We start from the raw sequence: 25188 nt of genomic DNA, 5'->3' as shown, positions 1-25188 counted from the left end.
TCATCAAATCGAGGAGAAGGCCGTTACCCACCGCCAAAGGCGGGCTTCATTATTTGTTCAATGCCTTGTTCGCTTCCTCGCGGAATCGTTTGGCTCCGTCTGCAGGGGTTAGCTTTTCATAAAATATTTCGGACGCGATGTTTTTGAATGACGTGCTGACTTCGCTTCCGGCAGCTGGCGCGGCGGGATCGATCGGATCACCCTGTGCTTCTACCAATTCCAAATACGCTCTGACTCTCTTCTGTGTATCGGTAAATTCCGCCTCTACGCCAGCGAGCACTTTGGGGTTGTAAGGAAACCCGAAATAACCGTCAAGCGATTGGGCTGCTTCGATATTGTTCGTGTAAAATTCAATAAACTGAGCGGCTTCCTTCGGATGTTTAGAGTTGCTCGCGATGCCGTGGAAGAAGGAAGGCTTAATATACGCGCCTTTCCCCTCGCCCGGGAATAGCGAGAAGCCGACAACCTTGTTCAATTGCTTCTCAACGACTGCGCTATGGCTGCCGCTCCAATATCCCCAGCCGCCATAAGCAGAATTGCCTTTCGGGAATGGCCCGTCCTCAAGCGCTTTAATTTCCGATTCAACCGCGACCGGCGTAAGCAGTCCTTTCTTCTGGAGACGCAGCTGCGTCTCGAAAAATTCGGTAAACAATTGCTCGTCGTCATAGCCAAGCCCATTCTGCGCATCGTTGTATAGCTTAGCGTCATGCTGGCGCAGCCATATTTCGAATTGGGACTGGCCGAAGTGCGTATCGCCATATATGCCGAGCTTATCTTTCACGGCTTGCAAATCCTGCTCGTACTGCTCCCAGCTGTAGCCGTCGGCGGAAGGCGGTTCTACGCCTGCCTCCTTAAGCTTATCTGGATCATAGAACAGGACGAGGGCATTATTGCCGATATTCACGCCATAGAGCTTGTCGTTTACCTTGCCGACATCAATATGCAGCGGGCTTATGCCTTCCAAATCTATCGTTTTATCTGCAACGTAGGAATCTAGCGGCAGCAGCAAGCCTTTGCTCACGTAATTCTGAATCTGGGAGTAATCGACACGGACAACGTCCGCCAAATCCTTCGATGCGGCTTGAACGAGTATTTTGTCATTATACTCGGCACCTGGCGCGTATTCGGATTGCACCTTTATGTTCGGATAAGCTTGCTCGAATAGCTTCACGACGTTGTCGTGGGCATCAATCGTCAGCTGCGTGCCCGCCCAATAGCTGACGCGGATCGTTACGGGTTCCGTTGTCGCCTCTTCTTTATTTTCCGCCGGCGCATTCGTTTCACTCTGATTTGCCTGAGCATTCTTCCCGGTATTGCCGGCATTGCCTCCACCGCAGGCGGTTAGCCCGATTGCCAGCAATAAAATCATTGCCGTATTCCGTAATTTAAATCGTCCCATTCCTAGCTTCTCTCCTTCTCAATACGGTTTCGCCTCAAGCAAAGCATTCGCTTCCATGCGAAACTTGGCTGCGCCTGCCTCTGGCGAAATACGTTCGAATAAAATTTCGTTGCTTATCGATTTGTATAATTGATTAACGGCAGGTCCCGCAATCGGGTCGGGAGGATCAATTAAGCTTCCGTCCCGCTCAACCTTTGCCAAATAATCGAGTACATTCCGCTGCGAATCGGTAAACGTTTTCTGTAATCCCTTAATAACGATAGGATTGTAAGGAACACCGAAATACGCGTTCAATGCTGCGGCTGCATCCAAGTTATTCGTATAGAAATTAATAAATAATGCGGCTTCGTCGGGATGCTTCGATGACCTCGCAATCGAGTGAAAGAATGACGGCTTTATGAACATGCCATGCCCGCCGGCACCTGGATAAGCAGCTAACCCAACCTGCTTGCCCAGCTTTTTCTCCACTATATCGATTTGGTTGCTCCAATAAGCATAACCGCCGAATGCCGTTTGACCCCGAGGGAACGGACCATCCTCTAAGTTACGGGTTTCAAGCTCTTGGCTGAGCGGCGTTAACAGTCCCTCTCTTTGCCAGGCGAGCTGCCGATTGAAGAAGTCGATCAACAGCTGGTCATCCTCGTAGCCTAAGCCATCCTGCGCGTCATTATAGAAGGACACGCCATTTGATCTTAGCCATACCCGGAAATGCTGCTGTGTCAGATGCGTATCGCCATAACGGCCCGTTTCGTTTTTGATGGCTCGCAGATCGTCCTCATACTGCTCCCATGAATATGGGCCGGTCGGCGGCTTAACGTTCGCTTCGTCAAGCAGCTGTATATCGTAGAACATCACAAGCGCATTGTTCCCGATGTTAAGCCCGTACTGCTTTCCATTCCACATGGCTCCCGCATTATGTACGGGATGAACGCCGTCGAGATCAATGACCCGATCGTCGATATACGCGTCCAAAGGCAGCAATACGTTTTTTTTGGCGTATCTGGCCATGTTGGAATAATCAATGCGGACGATATCCGGCAAGCTGTTCGTTGCGGCCATTACGATCAATTGATCGTCATAGGCTTCACCGGAAATATACTCGGATTCGATCTTGATATGCGGATAAGCCTGCTCAAACAAGGCAATGACGGCATTATTCTTGTCGATCGTCAGCTGAGAACCTGCCCAGTACGTCATTCGCAGCGTGATCGCGGACTCTGAACCGCTCCTGCTCGCAAGCGCTCCTTTATCCTTCAAATCCAATGAATACGCATAGCCTGCTAGAATTGCAATAAGCAGCATTCCTGCCAATACGCCAATCAGCCTTATTCGCTGCATCCGTCACCGACCTCTTCTCTCACAGGCTTAACATTCCGATAGCGCTCGCTTCGCTAGTCCGCTTAACGTTAGGTCATCCATCGGCGGGTTATGCAGACCTGCCCGAACATCGCGGTACATCCTCTCAAGCGGGAGCTGCCGTGACAGGCTAGCGCCACCGACAATTCGCATCGCCACATCGACAATGCGTACGGCTGCGTTTGTTGCCACGTATTTCGCGAGCGCCAGTTCCTCTTTGAGCAGGCTGCGCTCCTCGACGGGATCGCGGTCAAAGCGGTCGGCTACGCTGTAGAGAACGGTTCTGGCGGTAATCAGCTCCACTTCCATTTCCCCGATTTGCCGCTGGATGGACGGAAGCTCGGCAATAGGGCCGGGCAAGCTGTTCGGGCGATGGTTCTTCGCGAATTGAACGGCAAAGTCACGGGCAGCATGGGCGATACCGATGTAACAAGCCGGTATGTGCAGCAGCACTCCTCCGTCGAAAGGAGCTTCGCCGCTCCGCTTGATCCGGCTGCCGCGAAGGCTTCCGTTATCCGGTACAAACAGATCCTTCAGTATGAGATCATGGCTGCCTGTTGCCCGCATTCCCAGCGTATCCCAAGTTTCCTCCATATGAACGCCTTCGCCCATCGGAATAAGAAACTCGTCCACCCTGCTTTCTTCTTCTATCCATGCGGACAAAGTGAAATACGAAACCTCCGGGCTTAACGTGCTGTACGTTTTGCGGCCGTTAATGATATAACCGCCTTCTGTCTTATAGGCTGCCGTTTCCGGCTTGCCTCCCCTACTTGGACTGCCAGTCGCCCGCTCGCTGGCATAATGGTTAATCGCAGCACCTTTATCCACGACCTCCTTGCAGAAGCTTGCAAACAAAGGCTCCGGCCACGAACGGTTTAACCGCAGCTGCATTACTTGACCAAGATGCCAACCGACAGCCAGCGCAGTAGATCCGTCGCCTCTAGCCAGATGATCCTGGGCAAGAAGCATTTCGTACAGGGAAGCCTCATCCCCGCCATATTGTGCAGGAACCGTCAGCTTCAAGTATCCGCGCTCCCGCATATCTGCAAAGTTTTCGTGAGGAAAAGAGCCCTCTCGATCGTGTTTCGTCGATCTTTCGGCAAATATATTCGCCAGTTGGTCTGTTTTCGCGACGATACTCGCTTCCCGTTCGTTGCGGACGAACCGATCCGTAAGGCCTTTCGCATGCATGCGACTCTCGCACCTCCAATTTATATATCACATGTGAATAGTAGGAATTAAACTGAGTTTACTCCCATTTCGTTAAAATCAAAATGAAATTACCCGATACGTTTTTGTAAAAAACCGATCATTCACTACGTTTGTTTCGCTTTCCGATACTCAAGCGGGCTTAATCCGGTCGATTTCCGGAATACATTGCCGAAATATTGCTGATCCATGCCAAATCCAACCCGCTCGGCAATTTCGTATATTTTCAGATCCGGCTGCTTGATCAATAAATGCTTGGCCTGCTCCATGCGCATTGCAGTGACGTATTGGGAGAACCGTTGGCCCGTTTCTTTGCGGAACAGCCTGCCCAAATGCTCGGCGTTCAAGAAGAAATGATATTGAGAAAGCCAGGACAAGGAAAGCTCTTCATTCCCCAGATGTTCCTGAATAAAGGATAGGACGCGAGGAATGAGCATGCTGCTGCCTCTCCGGCCAGAATTGTGCTCCGCTATTCCTCCGGACATGTGGTCCATTTGAATATACGTATGTATCTCCTCTAGCGATTTCATATTCAAAATACGGACTTTATCGCTCTTATCGATCTGTTCGCGCTTGGCTTTGTCGCCTTGAACCTCCCGTACGACGTGCTTCAGCACCTCGGTAATTTCCGTCTCATCGCATGGCTTGAGCAAATAATGCTTGACCCCATGCTTCATAGCCTGCGTCGCCAGCTCGAACTCCCCGTAGCCGGATAATACGATGAAATGTATGCCCTCATATCGTTCCTTGGATCTGCGAATAAGCTCTATGCCATCCATTCGGGGCATTTTAATATCGGTAATGACGATATCCGGCCGCAGCTTCGCGATGTCTTCATAGGCACCTATCCCATCCGCAGCCGATCCGATAAATTTTAGGTTAAGCTGCTTCCATGGCACCAGCTTCTCGATCCCCTCGCGGATCATTCGCTCGTCATCTGCTAAATATACGCTGTATTCGCTCATTCTCGGTTCCCTCCTCTTTGTTTCGTTCGCCTTGCTTTATGACAGGCAGCGTCAAGCGGGCTACGGTTCCCGCGTCTGGCGCCGCTTCCATCTTGATGCCGTATTCGGTTCCATAAAGCAGCTTCAACCGCTCGTCGATGCTGTGCAAGCCGATTCCCGTGCTCTCGGCAATCGTGAAGGCTTCGCTTTCCTTATGTCGCCACCCGTCCAGCAATCCGGGGCCTTGGTCACGAATAGCAATCACGAGCCTGTTCCCTGTAATCGCAGCATGGATGGATATATTGCAATGCCCCGTTTCCGCATCCGTGCCGTATTTGATGCAGTTTTCTACGATTGGCTGGAGCAGCATGCTCGGCATTTGCAGCTGCTGAATCTCCGGATCAATATGTACCCTATAATACAAACGGTCCTCGAAACGGAATTGCTGAATCGCGATGTAGTTTTGCAAATGCCGAATTTCCTCGCCAAGAGATACCATTTCCTTCGTATTCAGCGTGACGCGCAGCATATTTCCAAGTGCCTTTACCATTCCGGATATCGCTGACTGGCCATTCATCCGCGCAAGCCAGTTAATCGAATCGAGCGTATTATATAGAAAATGCGGGTTCAGCTTCGCTTTCAACATATTGTACTTCGCTTCGTTCAGCTTCATTTGCTTGACGTAATTATCATTGATAAGCGTATTTAGCCTCTCCGTCATTTTGTCGAAATTACGGCTCAGCAATCCGATTTCATCTCTCAGCGGCTCCCCGCTGCTGCTGCTCGTCTCGAAATCCCCCTTCTCCAAGCTGAGCATTTTGCGTGACAGCTGCTCTAATGATCGCGTTATGCTGCGGGAGAAGGACCAGCCAAGCCCTAATAATAGGATTAGCACTAAAACGTATAGCACAACCAAGATTCCTTTCATAACCGCAACATTTTTAAAAATCGCGCCATATGGAATCAAATGCACGAATGTCCAGCCGGTATAGTCCAGCTTGAAGTAGGCGGCCAAATATTTCTCGCCTTCCAGACTGATTACGCTGTAATCGTCATCTTCGTATGCATCCAGGCTGGGAAGCTTCTGATGGCTTAATTCTTGGTAGATGATCTCGTTCCCATCTTGAATGAGCAGCTCAGAGCCGTATTTATGTTTCTCCGCAATTGACGCATATACGGCCTCACCGGCTTCAATCGTAATCATAAGCTTGCCCAGCGGCTTCAAGCTGAAATGATCCAGCTCTCTAATTTCCCGGTTGGAAATAAGCAGATTGTTCTGAGAGCTGCCGCCGACCCAAGAATGGGCACCTTCATTGCTGGCGGCAAGCGCTTCAAGCTCATCCAGCTGACGCTCGTCCACTTGTGAAGTTAGAACGCCGACACTGTTTCTGCCTCCGCTCTCATCTATAATTAGAATGGAGGAGACGGCAGATATGGATTGCTGATACATGAGCAAGGTTTGCTTCAGGCTGCTTGCTGCCTGGAACGCTTCAAAGCTGCCCTCGTTTGCTTGAATCGTACGGAGCTGCTGCTGCACGTCCGGATCCTTCATAATCGTCAGCGACAGCTTTTCGATTTCCTTTAATTTCTCCTCGATCCGGTGCGAGAACATGAAGAACTTGTCCGTCGTTTCCGTATAGATCAGCTGCTCGTACAGCGTTTGTGATTTCTGGACAAATAATAGCCCTAACAAGCTAGAGATCGTAGCCCCAATAAATATAAATACAAAAAGCTTATGTTTGATTTTCATATTTTTCACCAAATCACCGCCCTCGCTCTAATTCATAGTATACATACCTGTTTAATAATTAGATACGGGTATGCGCATAAACAAATAAGAGCAAAGATTCAGCCAACGCCGAATCCTTGCTCCTATTACATCTATTATTGTGCGAAATATATGCCTGATTGCCAGGAATCAACCATCCGATTAGGAATGCGCCAATACGAATTCATCCCATTTCTTCCCATCCACGTCGTAAGCTTGATACGTCAGCTTGTTTCCGTTAATCGTAATTCCTGCGAACATCTGTTTATCATTCTGAAAATGAACCTTATGATAAAACTTGTCTTCCTTCTTTTCATTAAATTTCTGACCGGATGCATTCGTCACGACATAGACCGTACCTTCGCGGTTTTGAACAGCCGAATCGCCATCACCCGTTATCTTGCCGTCACGCAGCGGGAACGATCTCGAATATTCGTGGTTATGCCCTTGCAGCACGAGATCAACCTTGAACTCATCGAACAGCTCCGTCCAATCCTTTACCTTTTTATTCGTATTGCCTCCGTACGGACCTTGGTGCAGCGCCGCGATTATCCATTCTTTGTCCGTACCTCCAAGATCGCTTCGCAGCCAGCTGGTTTGTTCTTTAATGTTAGATTCCGTATTCAGGAATACAAAGTGAACGGGACCGTAATCGAACGAGTAGTTTGTCCCGGGAATCGATCCCTCTGCCCCATTCTCCGGCAAATCGAAATGAGATACGAAGCGCTCTGCGTCACCTTCAACCTCGTCATGGTTGCCGGTTACCGGCATGAACGGTACGCTCGTCACCCACTTGTCCGCATTGTTGAATAGATGAGTCCAAGCTTGCTCATCGGCAGGCTCCTCCGTCAAATCCCCGTTATGCACAATAAAGGAAGCCTCAGGAAATACTGCGAAGGCTTTGTCCAGCGTATTGCCCCATAGCGCGAAGTCCTGCTCCACCACGCCCTGCGAGTCCGTTACGTTAATGAAGGCAAAGGAATCCGTATCCTCCGCTTCAGTTGTAAAAACCATCGGTTCGCTCCAGCCTCTCGCGTCTCCGTTCCCTACGCGGTACGTGTACGCCGTTCCCGGCTCAAGCCCGCTTGCTTCCGCCTTATGCACAGCTTGGCTCTCGTTCTCAGCTATTGCTACCGCCGACGTGCTTCCCTTGAAGGTCATGGCCTTCTCGTCCTTCCAATTGATCTCACCCGTTCCTTCCCATACCTGAACGACTGTTTCCTCATCCAATTTCTTGCTATGCCATGTAAAAGCTCGACTGGTCATCGGATCTCCCTTGAATGTAGTCACTACTGCAATCGGCTTTTTCGCATGGCCCAGCCTAAGCCACTCCATTCCAATTGCGCCTGCAAGCAGCAGCGCGCAGCATGCGAGTACGACCAGCACGTCTTTTCTGAATCTCAAACCGCACAACCTCCCAACTCTCTCATCCTTCATTATATCTTAACAAATAAATGCCGCTTGGCGCATTCAGCAATCTTTCAGCCAGCCTTAAGTTAAGAATAAGTAAAGGCCCGTAGAATAACATTTGTAAGCAACAAGGGGCGCTGAACATGAAAAGAGGTGTGAAATGAATAAGAATCTAATCTACCGCAATGAATTGAAATTTTATATGAATTACCATCAATATTTCATTATCCGCCAAAGGCTTAAGGATCTGATGGACTCAGACAAGCATGCGGGACCGACAGGCGAGTATCATATCCGAAGCTTGTATTTCGATGATATCAGCAACAAAGCCTTGCATGAGAAGCTTGGCGGTGTCCGGGATCGGGTCAAATACCGCATCCGTATATATAACGGTCAGGATAACGTCATTCATTTTGAGAAAAAAATCAAATTCAAGGAATACATCGCCAAGGTAAAGGAGCCGCTCACTAGAGACATGTACGACCGGCTAATGGCGGGAGACCACGATGTGCTGAAGGAACCGGACAAGCCGCTTCTGAACGAAATTCATCATGAAATGAAACATCATTTATTAAGGCCGAAGGTCATCGTCGATTACGTCCGCGAGCCTTATGTATGCGACAACGGCAATGTCAGAATCACCTTCGACAAGGAGCTGAGGACCGGCCTGCATGCCATCGATATTTTTGACAAGAATCTCGAGCCTATCCGTGCGCTGGACAATGAATTTATCATTCTTGAAGTCAAATATGATGCCTACATTCCCGCTATTATCAAAATAGCGCTGCAGCTCGAAGGTCTTCACCGACAATCCGCTTCGAAATACGTGATATGCCGGAAACATATGAAATACAACACTTGGGAGGATTATTAAAATGGAAACAACGACTACCTCTGCCGCTACGAACGACTCGGCTACCAGCTTTGCTGACGTTATCAAAAACTCAGTTATGGAAAACTTCTCATCCGATATTAGCATCTCCAAAATATTGATTACGCTAGGCGTCGCTTTCCTGCTTGGCTTCTTTATTTACCTGCTGTACAAACGGATATTCAGCGGCGTGCTATATTCCAAAAGCTTTAACGTCTCCTTGATGGGCATGACCATGATTACTGCCGTCGTCATTATCGCTATCAATTCCAACCTTGTGCTCTCGCTCGGCATGGTCGGCGCGCTTTCCATCGTACGTTTCAGAACGCCGATCAAAGATCCAACCGATCTCATCTTCCTGTTCTGGGCTGCCGTAGCAGGCATCGTAACAGGAGCAGGCTTTTTTACGCTTGCTGTGATCGGCTCCGTTGTAGTCGGCCTTATACTCTTCTTTTTCGTCAAAGGCGGCTCCGTGGAATCGCCCTATCTGCTTGTCGTGAACTGTGACAGCGATGCGACTGAGCAGTTGGTTCACAAACAAATCGGAACGCTCGTGAAACGCTACAATGTGAAGCAGAAATCGGTAACGCCAGGCAATATCGAAATGACGCTCGAGGTTCGCCTCAAAGACGAAACCGGCCGGTTCATTAACCAATTAACGGAGCTGGCAGGCGTTCGCAACGCTGTCCTGATCAGCTACAGCGGCGATTACGTTTCATAACGATTGGGAGGTGTTCAATATGAAAGCGAAAGCTCAAATGTTCTTATTGGGCTTTTGCTCCGTTCTCCTGATGATTGGATTGTCCGGATGCTCCTTCGGAGGCGCATCCTTTAACCTCACAGGCGCCAGCACGAGTGCGGGCGGGCATGAGCAATCGGCGAATGAGCAAAAGCTGGATGAGACCGTTTTCCCGAAAGACAATGTTGTGGATGTCAAAATCACGATAGCGGAGGATGATTTCCAGAGCATGCTGGATAACGCCGGCGCGGAGGAGCTAAAGGAGGCCACCGTTGAATACAACGGCCAAACCCTTGAGAACGTCGGCATTCGAACGAAAGGCAATCTTAGCTTGAACAGTGTCGTAAATATGGCTGATTCCGACCGGTACAGCTTCAAAATCTCCTTCGATGAATATGTGAACCAGACGCTTGAGGGAATCAGCAAAATCAACTTGAACAATAACTACAGCGATGCCTCCTACATGCGAGAATTTCTGTCTTATGAGCTTGCCGAGCAAATGGGCTTGCCCACCCCCAAATATTCCTATGTGAACGTCTATGTCAATGGAGAGTTATGGGGCTTCTATCTTGCGGTTGAGCAGATCGGGGACGCGTATCTGGAACGGAACTTCGGCAATGCTTACGGAGCGCTCTACAAAGCGAACGGCGGCAGCGGCAGCGAGCTGAACTGGCTAGAGACGATTGATGCTTATCCGGGGCTTGATTTGAAATCCGACAAATCCAACGATGATATTTTGCTCGGTATGCTGGATGAGCTGAACAACGGAGCCGATTATGAGAGCGTGCTGAATGTAGACGAAGCATTGAAGTTTATCGCTTTAAACGCCGTAGCCGGCAACTTTGACAGCTATCTCTCCGAGAAAAAACATAATTACTATTTGTATGAGGATGACGGCATTTTCAACGTTTTACCGTGGGATTACAACATGTCCTTTGGAGGGTTTGGAGGCTCTGGCGTCCTGATCGATGAGCCAACGACAGGCGCGGTTGCCGAGCGTCCACTCGTCGATAAGCTGCTCAAGGTCGAGGCTTACAAGGAACAATACCATGAAATCGTGCAAAGCATGCTTTCCGGCTATCTGGCCGAAGAGACGTTCCAAACGAGAATAAATGAGCTTAAAGGCATGATTTCCGGTTATGTCGAGGCCGACCCCTCCTCCTTCTATACGTATGAACAATACGAGCAGGGAGTTACGCAGGTGATTACGTTCAATCAAACGCAAACCAGCTCCATCTCCCAGCAGCTAGCCGGAACGACCCCTTCCTCCGGCGACGGCTCAGGAAGCGGAAGCAGCGGCTTCGGTGGCGGTGGCATGGGCGGTGGCGGTCAGCGGCCCAATGCCCAGCAAGGAGGCATGGCTCCTCCGGACGGGCAAATGCCCGACATGCAAGGCGGAATGCAAGGCGGCTTCGGCGGCGGCGAGCGGCCAGACGGACAAGGCGGTATGGGAGGAGGCATGGGCGGCGGTTTTGGCGGTCCAGGCACGCAGCAGGCACAACCTGAGGGAAGCCCAGAAGAAGCTGCTGCAACCGGAATCTCCATCGTTATCCTTCTCCTCTCCTGTGCATTCATCGTTTTCTATAAACGCAAACGGTTATAATCCATCCAATTGAAAAAAACCGCTAGCTTATTGCTCCTTACGGGCAAAAAGCTAGCGGTTTTTTTCGCAATAAGTCCGGCAATGCTCCACCATGTCTTTAAACGATCAGCCGAACCTGATCACCTGCGTGAATGACGCCTGTTTTTTTGACCGATGCGTACACCCCGAAGTTTAAATTCATTTCTTCGTTGATCTTTCTGAGCAAGGAAGCATCACGCTCGAGTGAATCCGGATCCAGCGTGACCACCGAGCATCTATCGCAATATTTATCGATTTGCAACTCGGTGCTGCCAATGGAGAGACGCTTGCCTATCCACTCTTCCTCGCCAAGCCCGCTCCCCTCCACAGCTACGACTAGATTGGCTCTAAACCGACGCGGATCCAGCTCTTTCCCCCATATGGCTTCAAGCTTTTGCAAGCTTGTACTCGTAATGATGAGAATGCTGCCCTCGTCCACGGCTTTAAGCTCCGGACTGGTTGCATGATAGCTGCGCATGAGCATCTTCTTCTTGGAATGCTTCTGCATCTCCTCTAATAAATGGCCGTCCCAGTTATATGTCTCCCCTGTCGGAGAGGTTATGCGAACCTGTAGAGGATCTGAGCCCAAGCTCTCTTCAACAAGCTCTGCCTGATAAGCAAGCATCGCCGGAATATTTCTTGCCGTTATAAAACTGTCCCAGCCCTCTTTTGTTTCATCATAAAAAGCAAAGCAGCGATCACCCGCTAACCCGTATGTATCGATGTGGCAGCTCGCCAGTCTCTCACCTGCCAATGACTTGACCGGATACCTATTGATGCTGCTAATCTCGCCAATGCGCGTCATCCTGAATTCTCCTTTCGAGCAGAATCATTAAGGCAAACTTTCGCCTTCAACAAACGCCTTTCAGTCTTTATGGGCTGCTCTCATTATAGTATAAACCCCAAAAGTACGCGATATAAGCAAAGGCCGCGCAACCTAAGTCATCGCGGCCTTCCTATTAATGGTTTAGAGGCTATGTCTCCGTAACTTGTCTTTAATCAGATCAGCTTCTTCCAATGTTCGCGGCTTCGGGTTTCCATCTGCTCCGGATCGGACAGCTCGAAGCGGCGTCCTTCATTGTCCGTTACGATCCAGCGGTTTTCCGCTACGGGCTGGATACTTTCATGGAGGTTAACCATAACCAGTGCTGCCGGGCCATAATTCGTATCGACCTGCAAATGCCACACGCTGTTATTTTTTCTAACCATAAGGATGCGTGCAATGACCGGAATCATATAATTCCGGTCAAGCTCTTCCCGTACCGCCTGAAGGCTGTCTTCCGCGAGATGCTTCACATCCTGTATCATTGCGATTTCCCGCCCTTCCGCCGAGCGAACCGAGATGAATCTATCAGGCATTGTATACGGAAAACTGCGAATTAGCGTCACATGGGCAAAGTCCTTGCCTTCCTGCTCCATATGCAAATTTCCGTCAGAAGCTCGGAACAAACGGATTTGGCTCAGCTCCGAACGGCTTATAAAGTACAACGGGTTCATCTTATCCGACCTCCGATGGTATTTTCGCCGTTTGTTTTTGCGATTCGACCAAACGATAATAATGCGTTTGTTTCGCGTATAGCTCTTCATGCGTCCCCATTTCAACAATGCGGCCTTGGTCGAGGACGACAAGCCTGTCCGCATGGCGTAGAGTGGATAGGCGATGGGCAATCGCGATGGTTGTTCTTCCCCGGATTAAGCGAGTCAAAGCTTCTTGAATCAGCCGCTCCGTCTCCGTATCGACAGAAGCCGTCGCTTCGTCCAAGATCAAAATCTCCGGATCAAGCAGCAGCGCTCTCGCAATTGCGATACGCTGTTTCTCCCCGCCCGATAAGCGGTGTCCGCGTTCCCCGACTCGCGTATCGTAGCCTTCCGGCAGACGGCAAATAAAATCATGTGCATTCGCGGCGTGGGCAGCTGATATAATGGTCTCCGGCGGACTACCCGGACGGCCGTAGGCTATGTTCTCGGCAATCGTACCGTCGAACAAAAACGTTTCCTGCAGCACGACGCCAATATGCTTCCGGAGACTTTCCTGCCGGATATCTCTCAAGTCGTGCCCGTCAAGCGCAACGCTTCCGGCATTCGGGTCATAAAACCGGCAAATCATGTTTATGAGAGTCGTTTTCCCTGCACCGGAGCGGCCAACCAGCCCGATCATTTCACCGGGACGTATGGTGAGGTTAATATCCTTTAGCACAGGTCGTTCCACCTCATACCCGTACCGAACATCATGAAAGCGGATTTCGCCAAAAACGGAAGAAAGCTCCACCGCGTCCCTCTTATCGGGGACATCAACCTTCGCATCGATGATTTCGAGAATCCGTTCAGCCGAGCCAAGCGAGCGGTTAAGCCAGCTTAATAGCTGCCCGGAGGCTTGAACGGGCCCGAAGAACATGAGCAAATAGGTCGTAAAGGCAGTCAATGTTCCAATAGACATGGTGCCGGACATGACCGACCGTCCTCCCAAATACCACACAGCGATGCCGAACACAGCCGTCAGTACCGTAAAAATCGGAGATACGCCAAGCCAGAGATTGCCGAAGGAAATCGTACGATTGATCCAATGATTATTCACCTTGTCAAAACGGTTTTTCTCGGCATTTTCCTGCGCAAAGGCTTTGATGACCCGAATGCCTTGCAGCGCTTCGCCAATCACATTGTTGACATGCAAAGCGGATTGCCATTGCGAATACCAAAGCGAGCTCAGCCTCTTCCACAGCCAATAAAATCCGGCAAACAAAAATGAGGTCGGGATCAGAATCATCGCTGCCAGCTGCCCATTCAGATGGAATAGCATAAACAGGATGCCTAAGGCGAGCAGCATCTGCGTCACTAGATACACCATGCCGTTCGTCAGAAACTCTTTCAATTCATCGGTATCATCCTGGATGCGGCCGATGAATTGAGAAACCTGGCGGTGATCGAAGAAGCGCATCGAAAGCTTCATCAAAGCACCGAACATATCCCGGCGGATCGCTCCTACCAGCTTCCCTCCTATTCGAACGCCAAGGTAGCTTCGCACGACTTGCATCGCAGCAGATAACACCTGCACAAGGGCCAAACCGCTTGCCAGGGCAAAAAGCATGCTCGAGCTTCCGGACGGTTTGGCTACTTCATCCACAATCCATTTGATCAAATAGGGTGGGATCATTTCAATAAATACCGATAAAACAAGCAGCAGCGCGCTTACCAGCATGGGGCCCCGGTACGGGGTACAGTAAGCCGCCAGCCTGCGGAGCATGGTCCATTTGCTGCTTCTGCAGTTTAAGCACTTGCTTGTACCGGGAGAGGCGGGTTTGTGGCATTTTGAGCATCTATTCGATTCCGTGCTTTCGTCTATAGCTGGGAGGGCATGACCTCCAGCTTCATCCCTTTCCGCCAGCCAATTCCTAATCGCGGGAACCGCCTGTCGGAAAGACTCGATGTACGGAAGCGAGAATCTCGCAGCTTCTATCTCGCCTTCACCGGTTATAATAAAAAACGATGCTCCGCCGAAAGCTTCGCGAACGGATACATCGATCATCTTTTTCTTATGGAAGGTCATGATGGTTTTCCCTTGCCCGTCCACCATTTCCATGGACAACTTTTTGAAAACAACCTCGTACTGCCGAAATCTTCGTAGGGTGAAATCCACATCCGCCCTTAAACGGAGCCATGGATTGTCCGTATCCTGTTGCTGGACTGCGGTGCCGTTAACAGGTTTACCAGCTTCCCGCTTCGCGTTCTCCGTTTTCAAATTAAAATACTCCTTTATCAATGTCACTCTCCGGCAGTCACATATAACGCTCGTTTCTTTCTGCGCACCAACGTATCACTTTGTGCCATTTCGGCACATGCAAAGCCAGTACGGCAAGCAGCCTTGATTTCCAGTGATTCGCAGCTTGAAAACGGCTGTTGCGGCGAACGCCAGACCAGCGTCCCAGAATGCTTGTGAACGGCACGGGATCATCCGGCTCAAAGCATGTATCTCCCTTGAAGATAAATAATTCCTGTGAGCCGTCCTGCTTCACGGCGTACAGCCGGTGTCCGGTCAACGCCCCTTGGTCCGTAACAAATAAACAGATATCGCCAGGATTCAATTCTTCCCGCCGCACGGACAGGAAAGTGCTTACGTTACCTTCCTTGATTAAGGGGTACATGCTGATGCCCGCGGAGGGCAGTTCGAGCATTCCGTTGCGCTGGATTGCCGCTGACATGACTGTCGTCAAATCATGCATGTATGAGCAGTCCGGCCTCAACCAGCATCTCAACAAACGCCTGAACGTCATTGAGGACAACTTCCATCTCTACGCCGTATTCGGTATGTACTTTTCCAGCCAGCTCTGCGACAGTTGGATATTCGGGAAGAATCGACCAAATATAACCTCCAAGCTCGTTCACTTTCGTGATGGCGTGGGTATCGATGTTCAGCAGCAGCCACTCGCCATCCAGCTCAGCCGTCTCGATATTTTCCCGTCTCCGCAACGTTTGATCTGCCAGAATCGTCATGATATCACTCCCCAAAAGGTGTCGTTTTTCTGAAAATAAAGCTCATAAGCCGGTACGCCTTCTACTGCCTGCTTGCAAAGCGAAATCATCTTTGCCGTTTCCAGCTTGTTATGCTCCCAATAAAAAACCTTATCCAGCAATGAAATCAGCGCATCGCCTTTGCGGATGCCTTCCCGCCTTACATCCTGCGATTGGATCAGGAAATGAATGCCTGCCAAAGGACTGCTTGGAAGCTCGCACGCTTCTTCCATTTCGCTCCGAAACGGGGAATCATGAATAGTAATCGAACCATCCTGCTCAAACAATAGGAGCGTAGCCTCATCGGAGAGAATAGGCCTGGGAACCGAAAGATCGGCTACCGTCGACTTGCCTGCTCCCGAAGGACCGGCGAACATCCAAGCGCGTTCATCCTCCACGACGCATGACGAATGGATGAGCAGCCCTGCGCGCCGATGAATCAGCCAGGCGCTGTAGAGATTGATTAAGGCATGCTTGAGCGCCAGGTCATCGTGAACATACATCTTCGCCTGGCTGTAATCAGGTGTTGCCACCAGCTTATAGTCCGCGCGGATATAGACGAATTTGCCGCCGTTCTCTTGAATCTCGACAGGACCGTCGTCGAAAGGTTTACCGTAAAAGTCGTAAACCTCCACCTGAATGTCAGGCGTTTCAAGATTGCCGCTTGCTTCAAAGGAACGAAAACGCGCGGACAATTCATCATATAAAAAGGCCGTTTGAATGTGAAAAGCGATCGAACTCCTGCCGACCTGTGTATGTAATGTGTACGTCATTATGCACCGCCAGTTCTTCAGAAGTTATTCCTGGGAAGAAAAAGGGAGCAAACTCGATCGTTAGCTCCGCTTCTCAATTCTTATCTATCATTGCTTTCTAGTTAACCTCCGATATAATGCCTGCAAAACATAGGTTTGAAATTACGTTTTTGGCACCATTCGTAGCCACCGACTTTATCGCTTGGCCTTGCTGTTCCAAATTCGACAGTATGCTGCGCAAGCACTTTAGGAGCTTCATATTTTTTCAATTCATTCACCTCCTTTCAAGGAATTTATGCCATATTATAGCGATAGTCAATGATACTTATAAAATTTAGTAAAATAATACTATGAAAAACTATATTTATACCTGCTTTTTTACATATACCATGAGAATATTCGGTTTAATTTTTATTTTGTTTGTCACGAATGGTTCGAATCCATGATTTGATCCTTCTTTTGTAGATTTTGGCATAGATTTTGCCCATCGGTTCATTCGAATCCGGGACGTCTGATCTATTGGCATACTTTAATAGGTCCAAAGCATAATCTCTTGGCGGCAGCAGTAAATAACGCAGATGTGCCCACTGTTGTTTAAGCGAATCGTAGGCGACGAAGGCAGAAAACAGATGGAAGCCATAGAATCGCCAGTTTCTAATCCCGAATTGGGCATTTCGCATCAGTTCGACATTCCAAAGCGGCCAGCGTCTCCGTATGCTCAGCGGCTTGGTTTCATGCAGCTCGGGAAACAAGTCATAGACAATGGTCAGCGCAATTAGTACTTTGGCATAGTTCCCGTCGCTCTTTGCCTGTGCAAAGAGCTGGCCGTAGTCTATTGCCGCGCTGCAGCACTTCAGGACATGCAAAATATCGATAACGTACTTCAGAGATAGCATATTATGGTTATAGCCATGAAGGCATAGGTAATAAAAGGTGTCCTTGGCCGAAAGCTCCTTCACCAATTGATAGGGAGATATCGGCTCTGCGTCGATCCAAAAGCTGCTCATATCCGTATCCGAGACATGCTCGCGCAAAATATTCCAATGCAGCTCCACCCCGAGCAGCGGGAAATCCTCATTCGCATAAAATTTATTCAACAGCATATGGAAATGATCCGCATCGTCTTCGATATACCGGATATACTCGTGGCGCTCCAATAGGGCAACCGCCTTGTCAACATCTTCCGGGCGTACAAGCAGATCGATATCGGATGTTCCCCTGCCCGAAAAATGACCAAAAAAACGTTCAGACAACCGAATCCCCTTCAGCACGATCACTTGAATTCCTGAACGGTCAAACGCTTCAAGAAGCTTGTACATCTCGGAGCGAATGAACATGTTTTGAAACAAAACAGCATCCACGCCCGCTTTAAGCTTGCTTCGGTATTCGGAGGGCAAAGCTTCCAATAAGCCGCCGCTCTTCAATAAATAATAAACTTGGGGAGCGACTTGAAAAATTTCGATATCGTCAATTGCTGCTTTAGCCGTCTCCTCCGAATCAAATAACGGATGCTGGTTTTGGTAGATCCGGCTTATAAGCGTTACCGCTTGCGAGTGATTCATAGGCCGCTCCCTTCCCTTTCGTTATTAACTAGTTTCGAAATTATGATGCCGTTTGTGGGGGTAAGCGCATGAAGCCGATTGCGAAATTTTTCTAAACTTCGAAAATAAATCGATTGCCTTTCAACATGCTCGGGTATATATATGAGCCCATTGCTTTCGATCTAAATCTAAGGATGATAAACTGTTGTTATGCAGATGAATGGATTGGTGATTCGATGAACGAAAAAGTGATGGTCATTGAAGACGAAAAAAAAATTGCTGACGCAATTGCCTACGCCTTAAGAAGAGAAGGCTATACCGTCGAGGTCGTAAATCATGGGGCAGAAGCCATCGATAGATTACATGCCTATCGTCCGGATGCCATTATTTTGGACGTCATGCTTCCCGGCATGGATGGATATGACATTTTAAAGAAGCTGCAGGACAAAGGCCGCATCGGCGTGATCATGCTGACTGCCAAAGAGGATATCGTCAACAAAATCTTAGGGCTGGAGCTGGGAGCAGACGATTATATCACAAAGCCTTTTGATATGCGGGAGCTGCTTGCACGGTTAAGATCCCTGCTGAGAAGAATGCAGGCTGCCGGAGAAAAGCAAGCGCTTGACGAGATTAAGCTGGGTCCAATTATGCTCCACGCCAGTAAGCGAGCGGCTTGGGCAGGCGATAACCAGCTTGATTTGACGCCTAAGGAATACGATCTGCTCGCGCTGCTGGTATCCAGCCCCGATAGGGTTTATACAAGGGAGCAGCTATTGGATTTGGTATGGGGCATGGATTATATTGGCGGTACGCGTACCGTGGATATTCATGTGCAAAGAGTGAGAAAAAAGCTGGGTCCGGCCAGTAGTGATAGGATACAAACCGTTCATGGCATCGGCTATAAAGCTTCGGGAGGTTACGGTGAGAATCAGCATAAAAATTAAATTCAGCGTTTTTTTGGCCGCCTTATTGCTCCTTACTGTTTTCATCCTAAGCCTGCTGGTACTGGAAGGCATTCAAAAAAACCAACAGCTCGAGGTTGAGCAGTATTTGGCCCAGCAAGGCGCAACCGCAAACGTCTATTTTATCCAGAGCCTTATGGCCGAGTCTAATAAAGTGCCCCAAACCTTTCTCGCTGAGAAAGGCAAGGATTTTGCGGATCAATTGGAATTGATTAGCGGACATTCGGTCGTCCTATATGACCACCAAGGGATTATTATGAATAAAGATCAACCGAGCAGAGCATCCGGCAGCATAAGTAAAACGTTAGCTTTTGCGCTAAACAATAAAACAGCCTATTTGACGGACAACGATTCGTTATATTACATGACCCCGTTAAAAACAGGCAATGAGCAGGTCGGCGTTGTGCAGTTCAATTACTCCCTTACCAAAAACCTTGCTTTTTACAACCAGATCAAGCAATTGTTCATCTATATTGGGACAGGTGTGTTTTTGCTCAGCTTTATTCTCGCTTATTTCTATTTCAACTCATTTGCCGGTAAGATTATCAGGCTGAACGCTGCGGTAGATCGGATTCGGGAGGGACATTTCGAGACCGACACGCTTGCGCGTAAAGATGAAATCGGTGAGCTGAGCGAAGGAATACGCCATATGAGCGAGCAAATTATGCGAACGATGCGGGATAAGGATCTGGAACGGGAAAAGCTGACGATGGCGGTCCATAAATTGTCCAAGCTTGATCAGCAGCAAAAACAGTTCATTGGCAGCGTTACGCATGAATTCAAAACGCCGTTAACGTCTATCAAAGCCTATATCGACCTGCTCCAAATGTATCCGGATGATCAGGACCTGCTCGAAACAGCAAAAACAAATATCCAAAGCGAAACGCAGCGGCTGTATGAAATGGTGGAAAAGGTTTTGCAATTGGCCTCCTTGGAGAAATATGATTTTGAGTTCAACAAGGAAAAGGTAGATATGCAGCAATCGATCGAATTCGTGCTGAACAGCCTGAGAGGCAAGCTGGAAAAGTTCGGTTTGCGGCTGGAAACGGATTTGACCGAGGCCTATGTGGAAGCTGATAAAGACTGCATGACCATTGTGCTCGTGAATCTTCTGGATAATGCCATTAAGTACAATAAAGCGAATGGTCATATTGGGGTGAAAAATGATTGCAAGGACGGCCAGGTTATCATTGAAATCGCCGATTCGGGCATTGGCATTCCGGAAGAAGTGGCACACAAGATTTTCGAACCTTTCTACACCGTTGATAAAAACAGGTCCCGGGAAAATGGCGGCGCAGGACTCGGCCTTTCGCTAGCGAAACAATATGCCGAATTGCAAGGCGGCTCTATCGCACTTGTGAGGACGGATAGGACAGGAACCGTATTCCGAGTCTCTTTTCCCGTTTATAAGCCAACATAACCGAGCCATGCAGGTGCATTTTCGATGCATTTGTTTACATCTTGGAAACATTCGTTTGTATTTTGGGTACAATTTCTTGATATTGTAGGTATCGAGGAGGCGATCATGATGAAGAAAACAAAAACGGCCATAATGGGATTCGCAGCAGCATTGCTTGTATTCTCTGCAGCCTGCAGCTCGGAAGATACGAATAACAGGGTGATTATTAAAGAGCCCGGCGAAACGATAACGGTCATTGAGGATGACGGCAAGGAGTCAGGCGAGCCTGATGTTTCCGTCGAAAAAATAGAACGTTATGAAAATGTAGCGTTTACGGACTGGATCGATGAGGAAACCGTCGTCGTCTCGAAAGAAAATACGTTGCTAGACAAAATGAAGCTGGAAGAATTGTCGGGTTCCTATCCTAAAAGCTTGTATGGGTACAATCTGAATACCAAACAATACGAGCTGCTAAAGGAACAGGAAAACGCATTTTTAAGTGATGCGACCTTATCTTCCGATAAAAAGCATTTGCTGTATCAACAATTCGACTTGGGCGATCCTGTCTATTATATGTTGAATCTCGAAACGTTGGACTCATTCGCAATTACCGGCAGCGCAATCGGCGGAGCCGTCAGCGCCAAATGGTCGGACGAAAAAACGATTATTGGCGCAGCTTACAGCGGCGGTGCCTATACGGCAAATACGTCAGGGAGCATCGCTCCGCTCGCCGGTTTGAATGAGGAAGCGTTGTTTATCGTTGAAAAAATAAAGGATAAGGTTTATTACAATACCCAATCCGATGAATCCTTAATGGTACTGGACCTGACTACGAAGGAAAAGACAAGCTTGGATATGGACCATGTTTATCGCGTAGTCTCCTCGCCTGATGGCAATCAATTGCTCGTTTTGCAAGCAAACGGCACCAAAAACAAGCTGATTGTTAGCGACGCAGATGGAAAAAACCAAAAAACGATCGCAGAGGGCACGGAGCTCGGCGGAATTTCATGGTCGCTGGATCAGCGGATGATTGCGTACAGCGAAAAAGCGGACGTAAACGGAACGATCGTGAAAGGGCTCAATGTCTACGATATGTTAACCGGCAAGTCCACCCAGCTGGCGGTAGATGTCGACAATGCCGTGACGGCTTGGAGTCCTTCCGGCAAAGCACTGCTTTATACGGAATGGGACGGCAAACAATCGAACAGCAGTATCGTTCATTTAAAGTATTCGATACAAAAATAAAAAGATTTTTATTTGATTGCCTCGTTGTCGATGAGCAGCCTTATAGTAGGACAATGGAAAAAACCGTTCCCGATGAACTAGCGCGGACGGTTTTTTTCATGCTCCCGGTTCCGGCACTCGCATAAGAATAACGATCCCTACGATGAACAAGATGACGAGGCTGAATACGCCCATGCTCGTGTGGCCGGTGAGCTGCGCGGTTACGCCGACTAAGAGCGGGCCCATAATCGAAGCGAATTTGTCGAAGATGTTATAAAATCCAAAGAACCGGTTAGCGTTCTCCTTTGGCACCATCCTCGCGAAGTACGACCGGCTCAGCGCCTGGATCCCCCCTTGCGAGGTGGCGACCAGCATAGCCAGCACCCAGAAATCGAACGCCGATTTCATGAAATAGGCGTAGATACATACGATGATATAGACGCAAATACCGACGTACAGCATGATTTTGCTAGAGAACCGGTCAGCTAGGCGCCCGTACAGCATCGCGAATGGAGCAGCAACGACTTGCGTGACGAACAATATGATAAGCAGGTCCGTCGATTCGATGCCGAGATCGGTTCCATAAGCGGTAGACATCGTGATGATCGTCCCTACCCCGTCGATATAGAAAAAATACGCGAGCAGAAACAAAAAAATGGCGCGATGCTGCTTGATTTGCTTTAATGTCTCGTAAAGGCGCTTAAAGCTGTTCGCGACGATTCGAGGCTCGCGGTTCAAGTAATGCTTCTGTCGTACGTTGCGGAGCATCGGCAACGTGAAGACGCCCCACCAAAGGGCCGTTATGAAGAACGCAATCTGACTCGCCGCCGTGACAGAAACCGGCAGAACCTCTTGCTGGGCAAGAAGTATGATCGCGATACTGATTATAAATGGAATCGTGCTCCCGATATACCCGATTGCAAACCCGCGAGCAGACACCTTATTCATCCGCTTGTCGTCGGTAACGTCCACGAGGAAGGCGTCATAGAACACATTAGAGCCAGCCGAGCCGATCGCGATGAACGTATAACAGACGAGCAGCAATTCCCATCTCTCATTCGGAATGAACGTAAGCAGCGCGGTAGCGATAATGCCTAGCAGGCTGAAGCCGGCGAAAAACGTTTTTTTGAAGCCTTGGTAATCGGCAATCGTTCCTAAGATCGGGCCTAGCAAGGCAAGGATAAACGTCGAAATCGCAATCGTATATCCCAAGTAAGCCGTAGAATTCGCTGCGCTAATGCCCGCGTCCTCGGCGGCCGCTTTGTAAAAGAGCGGGAAAACGGCCGTTGAAATGATAATGGAGTACGCAGAATGGCCCCAGTCGTACCACATCCAGCTTTTTTCTTCCTTCGAAAATGACCTCATTTGCTTGGCCTCCTGAATGAACCGAATGCTCTCATTGTATAAGAAATGAGGTCCTCCCGGCGCAAAGAACAAAAAATTAACAATACGTTGTTTCGTTAACATTTTTGCTTCACTGCGCATGGACAGAATACATTGAAATCTGGTGCAGCAACTTTCCCGCTCTGCCGTTCGTTGTATAGGTAACACTTTCAATAAATGGGGGATATTTCATGATGCGCACAATAAAATACATATCTATTATCGCTGCATTACTCCTTACAGCCTGCGGGCAAAACATCGAAACGACGATTACGACAAAGGCTCGTGCCCAATTAGCTAGCCTAGCAGATATTCGGACCGTGACAGCCACGAACGCGCTTGGCCTGTCCGTCATGAAGCAAATCTTCGATGCTGACGATGGACAAAATGTAACAGTCTCACCCATTAGCCTATCCCAAGCGTTAGCGATGGCCCTTAATGGCGCAGCAGGTGATACTTATGACCAAATGGCAAGCACGATGCTTTTAGGTAAACTCGCTCGCGATGACGTTAATAACGGGCAACAAAAATTAAATGAGCTGCTTCGTCAGCCTGGCACTGGTATCAAGCTGACCATTGCCAATTCGCTTTGGCTCCAAAAGGGCTGGCCTTTTCGGGAGAATTACCTAGGGAAAGTGAAGGATTCTTATACCGCCCAGCTGAACGAGCGTAATCTCTCACAACCGGCTACCCGCAAAGAAATGAATCAATGGGTGAACAAGCAAACGAACGGCCTTATTCCAACGATAGTGGAAAAGCCGGTTGCACAAAAAACGAAGTTGATTCTGATTAATGCGCTTTATTTCAATGGAACATGGAAAGAACCCTTTAAACCGGAACATACCAAAATGGGGAGTTTTACGAACGCTGACGGAGATACGTCTCAAATTTCGTATATGCATCAACAGCAGCTTTATGAATACGAGGAAACCGCCGATTATCAAGCGGTCCGACTGCCTTACGGCGATGGGCAGATGGGGATGCTCGTCGTGCTTCCCCAGCCAAATGCAGACCGTTCCGTTTTAATTGAACAGCTGCTGTCACAAAATGATTTCTGGACCAAACGCTTTGATTCGTTTCAAGGAAAGCTTACGCTGCCGAAATTCCGTATAGAAAATCAGCTTGATCTTGCCGATGCCTTAAAGGCGATGGGCATGAGCCTGCCTTTCGACAGCCAGAGAGCCGACTTCAGTATGTTGGCTGATACGGCTAACGGTAACCCTTTATATATCAACAACATCCTGCATAAAACGGTCATTGACGTATCCGAACGCGGCACGGAAGCTGCTGCCATTACGAAGATTGGCATGGATGCCGGGAGCGAACCGCCAAGCAAAACCTTCAAGATGGACATCAATCGTCCTTTCCTATTCGCCGTTCAAGATCTCCAGACGGGGCTGCTGTTATTTGTGGGAATAGTAGAAAGCTTATAGTCGGTTGTGACCAAGCTAATGCAAATGGGTACGTGCCGCTTCATCAAAGCCTGTCCATACCCCTGTCGTATTTATGCCCATTATGACGAGCATGTCCATGTTATTCATAGCCGCCTTCGGATTCAGGCAAATTTTTGTACTCCGTTCGCTCCTGTACGATTTGCTCCACGAATTGCCGCAGCTCCAGCAGCTGCTCGGCCTCGACCGTTTGGCTGCAATACCGATCGGTCCAAGACATCGTAACGGTATTCCCGTTTACATTGACTTCCCAAATATCTTCGTTATAAGGAACGGTTTCACAGCCTTTGACTTCGGTCTCCAGCTTCTTCCCGCTCATAATATCTATTTCTTTCATTTTATTATAAATGCTGCGCAGCTCTTCCTTGGTAAATTTCATAGGCGTCGTAGCCGTACCGTTCGCGATTAAGTCCTTCGTTATCGTGCCTTGAAAGGTGTTAACCTCGTTTTTGTTAGCCGTACCGTAGCCGTAGCGGACCATGAAATCGAAGGTACTGGGCATATCCTTGGGCATTTTGATCGTTTGCTTTACGGTATTAGTCGCCTGCTGATCGATAACGGTAACGGAAGCAAGCTCCTTTTCACTGCTGCATCCTGCTATGATAAATAGAAAAACGAACAGGTAAGAACTCATCCGTTTCATTCTATCGCCT

The 25188-nt window shown here is 48.8% G+C and carries 23 protein-coding genes; 7 read left to right on the top strand and 16 right to left on the bottom strand.

Going from position 1 to position 25188, the window contains the following annotated elements:
• Positions 1-49: 49 nt before the first annotated feature.
• The 6 genes from AC0YN3_RS13460 to AC0YN3_RS13435 form a co-directional block, all read right to left on the bottom strand.
• Positions 50-1399, bottom strand: a complete 1350-nt coding sequence (locus AC0YN3_RS13460; protein WP_475775533.1) for an ABC transporter substrate-binding protein — start codon at positions 1397-1399, stop codon at positions 50-52.
• An 18-nt stretch (positions 1400-1417) separates the two neighbouring features.
• Positions 1418-2737 carry an ABC transporter substrate-binding protein gene (locus AC0YN3_RS13455; protein ID WP_475775532.1) on the bottom strand — a complete coding sequence of 440 codons (1320 nt, stop codon included), beginning with the start codon at positions 2735-2737 and terminating at the stop codon, positions 1418-1420.
• A 27-nt stretch (positions 2738-2764) separates the two neighbouring features.
• Positions 2765-3946, bottom strand: coding sequence for an acyl-CoA dehydrogenase family protein (locus AC0YN3_RS13450; RefSeq protein ID WP_475775531.1), 1182 nt, complete (start codon positions 3944-3946; stop codon positions 2765-2767).
• 125 nt (positions 3947-4071) lie between these two features.
• Complete coding sequence (locus AC0YN3_RS13445) at positions 4072-4929, bottom strand: response regulator transcription factor (protein ID WP_475775530.1); 858 nt, start codon at positions 4927-4929, stop codon at positions 4072-4074.
• Positions 4898-6658, bottom strand: a complete 1761-nt coding sequence (locus AC0YN3_RS13440) for a sensor histidine kinase (RefSeq protein ID WP_475775641.1) — start codon at positions 6656-6658, stop codon at positions 4898-4900. The genes AC0YN3_RS13445 and AC0YN3_RS13440 overlap by 32 nt, the downstream gene beginning before the upstream one ends.
• A 180-nt stretch (positions 6659-6838) precedes the next feature.
• The gene (locus AC0YN3_RS13435) at positions 6839-8080 is read right to left on the bottom strand and encodes a purple acid phosphatase family protein (RefSeq protein ID WP_475775529.1); all 1242 of its coding nucleotides are present in this window, start codon (positions 8078-8080) and stop codon (positions 6839-6841) included.
• 166 nt (positions 8081-8246) lie between these two features.
• Between AC0YN3_RS13435 and AC0YN3_RS13430 the strand changes: the two genes are divergently transcribed.
• The 3 genes from AC0YN3_RS13430 to AC0YN3_RS13420 are packed head-to-tail and all read left to right on the top strand — an operon-like array spanning position 8247 to position 11299.
• Entirely contained in the window at positions 8247-8960 is a 714-nt protein-coding gene (locus AC0YN3_RS13430) for a polyphosphate polymerase domain-containing protein (RefSeq protein WP_475775528.1), read from the top strand.
• A 1-nt stretch (position 8961) separates the two neighbouring features.
• The gene (locus AC0YN3_RS13425) at positions 8962-9678 is read left to right on the top strand and encodes a DUF4956 domain-containing protein (protein WP_475775527.1); all 717 of its coding nucleotides are present in this window, start codon (positions 8962-8964) and stop codon (positions 9676-9678) included.
• 19 nt (positions 9679-9697) lie between these two features.
• Positions 9698-11299, top strand: coding sequence for a CotH kinase family protein (locus AC0YN3_RS13420; RefSeq protein WP_475775526.1), 1602 nt, complete (start codon positions 9698-9700; stop codon positions 11297-11299).
• A gap of 97 nt (positions 11300-11396) precedes the next feature.
• On the opposite strand, the gene AC0YN3_RS13415 is transcribed toward AC0YN3_RS13420, so the two are convergent.
• The 8 genes from AC0YN3_RS13415 to AC0YN3_RS13380 all read right to left on the bottom strand — a co-directional run bounded on the left by AC0YN3_RS13415 (position 11397) and on the right by AC0YN3_RS13380 (position 18137).
• Positions 11397-12122, bottom strand: coding sequence for an MOSC domain-containing protein (locus AC0YN3_RS13415; protein WP_475775525.1), 726 nt, complete (start codon positions 12120-12122; stop codon positions 11397-11399).
• Positions 12123-12316: 194 nt separating this feature from the next.
• Entirely contained in the window at positions 12317-12814 is a 498-nt protein-coding gene (locus AC0YN3_RS13410; RefSeq protein ID WP_475775524.1) for a DUF1854 domain-containing protein, read from the bottom strand.
• Between the two features lies 1 nt (position 12815).
• Positions 12816-15053: an ABC transporter ATP-binding protein gene (locus AC0YN3_RS13405; protein WP_475775523.1), complete on the bottom strand. Its 2238-nt coding sequence runs from the start codon at positions 15051-15053 to the stop codon at positions 12816-12818.
• A 37-nt stretch (positions 15054-15090) separates the two neighbouring features.
• Complete coding sequence (locus tag AC0YN3_RS13400; RefSeq protein ID WP_475775522.1) at positions 15091-15534, bottom strand: S24/S26 family peptidase; 444 nt, start codon at positions 15532-15534, stop codon at positions 15091-15093.
• Entirely contained in the window at positions 15527-15805 is a 279-nt protein-coding gene (locus AC0YN3_RS13395; protein ID WP_475775521.1) for a PqqD family protein, read from the bottom strand. The genes AC0YN3_RS13400 and AC0YN3_RS13395 overlap by 8 nt, the downstream gene beginning before the upstream one ends.
• Positions 15802-16596, bottom strand: a complete 795-nt coding sequence (locus tag AC0YN3_RS13390; RefSeq protein ID WP_475775520.1) for a hypothetical protein — start codon at positions 16594-16596, stop codon at positions 15802-15804. The genes AC0YN3_RS13395 and AC0YN3_RS13390 overlap by 4 nt, the downstream gene beginning before the upstream one ends.
• Before the next feature lie 101 nt (positions 16597-16697).
• Positions 16698-16844, bottom strand: coding sequence for a hypothetical protein (locus AC0YN3_RS13385; protein ID WP_183558568.1), 147 nt, complete (start codon positions 16842-16844; stop codon positions 16698-16700).
• A gap of 135 nt (positions 16845-16979) precedes the next feature.
• Positions 16980-18137 (bottom strand): nucleotidyltransferase domain-containing protein, encoded by a 1158-nt coding sequence (locus AC0YN3_RS13380; RefSeq protein WP_475775519.1) that lies wholly within the window; start codon positions 18135-18137, stop codon positions 16980-16982.
• A 215-nt stretch (positions 18138-18352) separates the two neighbouring features.
• Here AC0YN3_RS13380 and AC0YN3_RS13375 point away from each other — a divergent pair, with 215 nt between their 5' ends.
• The 3 genes from AC0YN3_RS13375 to AC0YN3_RS13365 all read left to right on the top strand — a co-directional run bounded on the left by AC0YN3_RS13375 (position 18353) and on the right by AC0YN3_RS13365 (position 21722).
• Entirely contained in the window at positions 18353-19060 is a 708-nt protein-coding gene (locus tag AC0YN3_RS13375; RefSeq protein WP_475775518.1) for a response regulator transcription factor, read from the top strand.
• Positions 19038-20498 (top strand): HAMP domain-containing sensor histidine kinase, encoded by a 1461-nt coding sequence (locus AC0YN3_RS13370; RefSeq protein WP_475775517.1) that lies wholly within the window; start codon positions 19038-19040, stop codon positions 20496-20498. The genes AC0YN3_RS13375 and AC0YN3_RS13370 overlap by 23 nt, the downstream gene beginning before the upstream one ends.
• Before the next feature lie 105 nt (positions 20499-20603).
• Positions 20604-21722 carry a TolB family protein gene (locus tag AC0YN3_RS13365; RefSeq protein WP_475775516.1) on the top strand — a complete coding sequence of 373 codons (1119 nt, stop codon included), beginning with the start codon at positions 20604-20606 and terminating at the stop codon, positions 21720-21722.
• A 96-nt stretch (positions 21723-21818) separates the two neighbouring features.
• Here the strand turns inward: AC0YN3_RS13365 and AC0YN3_RS13360 are convergent, their stop codons facing one another.
• Entirely contained in the window at positions 21819-23066 is a 1248-nt protein-coding gene (locus AC0YN3_RS13360; protein ID WP_475775515.1) for an MFS transporter, read from the bottom strand.
• Positions 23067-23275: 209 nt separating this feature from the next.
• Here AC0YN3_RS13360 and AC0YN3_RS13355 point away from each other — a divergent pair, with 209 nt between their 5' ends.
• Positions 23276-24517, top strand: a complete 1242-nt coding sequence (locus AC0YN3_RS13355; protein WP_475775514.1) for a serpin family protein — start codon at positions 23276-23278, stop codon at positions 24515-24517.
• A gap of 100 nt (positions 24518-24617) precedes the next feature.
• On the opposite strand, the gene AC0YN3_RS13350 is transcribed toward AC0YN3_RS13355, so the two are convergent.
• On the bottom strand, positions 24618-25178 hold the full coding sequence (locus tag AC0YN3_RS13350) for a hypothetical protein (protein ID WP_475775513.1): 561 nt from the start codon (positions 25176-25178) through the stop codon (positions 24618-24620).
• Between the last annotated feature and the right edge of the window lie 10 nt (positions 25179-25188).

The organism is Paenibacillus sp. J22R232 (assembly GCF_056269165.1).
Note: the sequence above shows the minus strand (reverse complement) of the source record. Positions and strands in the feature narration are given on the sequence as shown.

Bases quoted from the DNA above. Each gene is read 5' to 3' on its own strand.
- AC0YN3_RS13460 (WP_475775533.1), bottom strand. From the start codon at position 1,399: ATGGGACGATTTAAATTACGGAATACGGCAATGATTTTATTGCTGGCA.
- AC0YN3_RS13455 (WP_475775532.1), bottom strand. From the start codon at position 2,737: ATGCAGCGAATAAGGCTGATTGGCGTATTGGCAGGAATGCTGCTTATT.
- AC0YN3_RS13450 (WP_475775531.1), bottom strand. From the start codon at position 3,946: ATGCATGCGAAAGGCCTTACGGATCGGTTCGTCCGCAACGAACGGGAA.
- AC0YN3_RS13445 (WP_475775530.1), bottom strand. From the start codon at position 4,929: ATGAGCGAATACAGCGTATATTTAGCAGATGACGAGCGAATGATCCGC.
- AC0YN3_RS13440 (WP_475775641.1), bottom strand. From the start codon at position 6,658: ATGAAAATCAAACATAAGCTTTTTGTATTTATATTTATTGGGGCTACG.
- AC0YN3_RS13430 (WP_475775528.1), top strand. From the start codon at position 8,247: ATGAATAAGAATCTAATCTACCGCAATGAATTGAAATTTTATATGAAT.
- AC0YN3_RS13425 (WP_475775527.1), top strand. From the start codon at position 8,962: ATGGAAACAACGACTACCTCTGCCGCTACGAACGACTCGGCTACCAGC.
- AC0YN3_RS13420 (WP_475775526.1), top strand. From the start codon at position 9,698: ATGAAAGCGAAAGCTCAAATGTTCTTATTGGGCTTTTGCTCCGTTCTC.
- AC0YN3_RS13415 (WP_475775525.1), bottom strand. From the start codon at position 12,122: ATGACGCGCATTGGCGAGATTAGCAGCATCAATAGGTATCCGGTCAAG.
- AC0YN3_RS13410 (WP_475775524.1), bottom strand. From the start codon at position 12,814: ATGAACCCGTTGTACTTTATAAGCCGTTCGGAGCTGAGCCAAATCCGT.
- AC0YN3_RS13400 (WP_475775522.1), bottom strand. From the start codon at position 15,534: ATGCATGATTTGACGACAGTCATGTCAGCGGCAATCCAGCGCAACGGA.
- AC0YN3_RS13395 (WP_475775521.1), bottom strand. From the start codon at position 15,805: ATGACGATTCTGGCAGATCAAACGTTGCGGAGACGGGAAAATATCGAG.
- AC0YN3_RS13390 (WP_475775520.1), bottom strand. From the start codon at position 16,596: ATGACGTACACATTACATACACAGGTCGGCAGGAGTTCGATCGCTTTT.
- AC0YN3_RS13380 (WP_475775519.1), bottom strand. From the start codon at position 18,137: ATGAATCACTCGCAAGCGGTAACGCTTATAAGCCGGATCTACCAAAAC.
- AC0YN3_RS13375 (WP_475775518.1), top strand. From the start codon at position 18,353: ATGAACGAAAAAGTGATGGTCATTGAAGACGAAAAAAAAATTGCTGAC.
- AC0YN3_RS13365 (WP_475775516.1), top strand. From the start codon at position 20,604: ATGATGAAGAAAACAAAAACGGCCATAATGGGATTCGCAGCAGCATTG.
- AC0YN3_RS13360 (WP_475775515.1), bottom strand. From the start codon at position 23,066: ATGAGGTCATTTTCGAAGGAAGAAAAAAGCTGGATGTGGTACGACTGG.
- AC0YN3_RS13355 (WP_475775514.1), top strand. From the start codon at position 23,276: ATGATGCGCACAATAAAATACATATCTATTATCGCTGCATTACTCCTT.
- AC0YN3_RS13350 (WP_475775513.1), bottom strand. From the start codon at position 25,178: ATGAAACGGATGAGTTCTTACCTGTTCGTTTTTCTATTTATCATAGCA.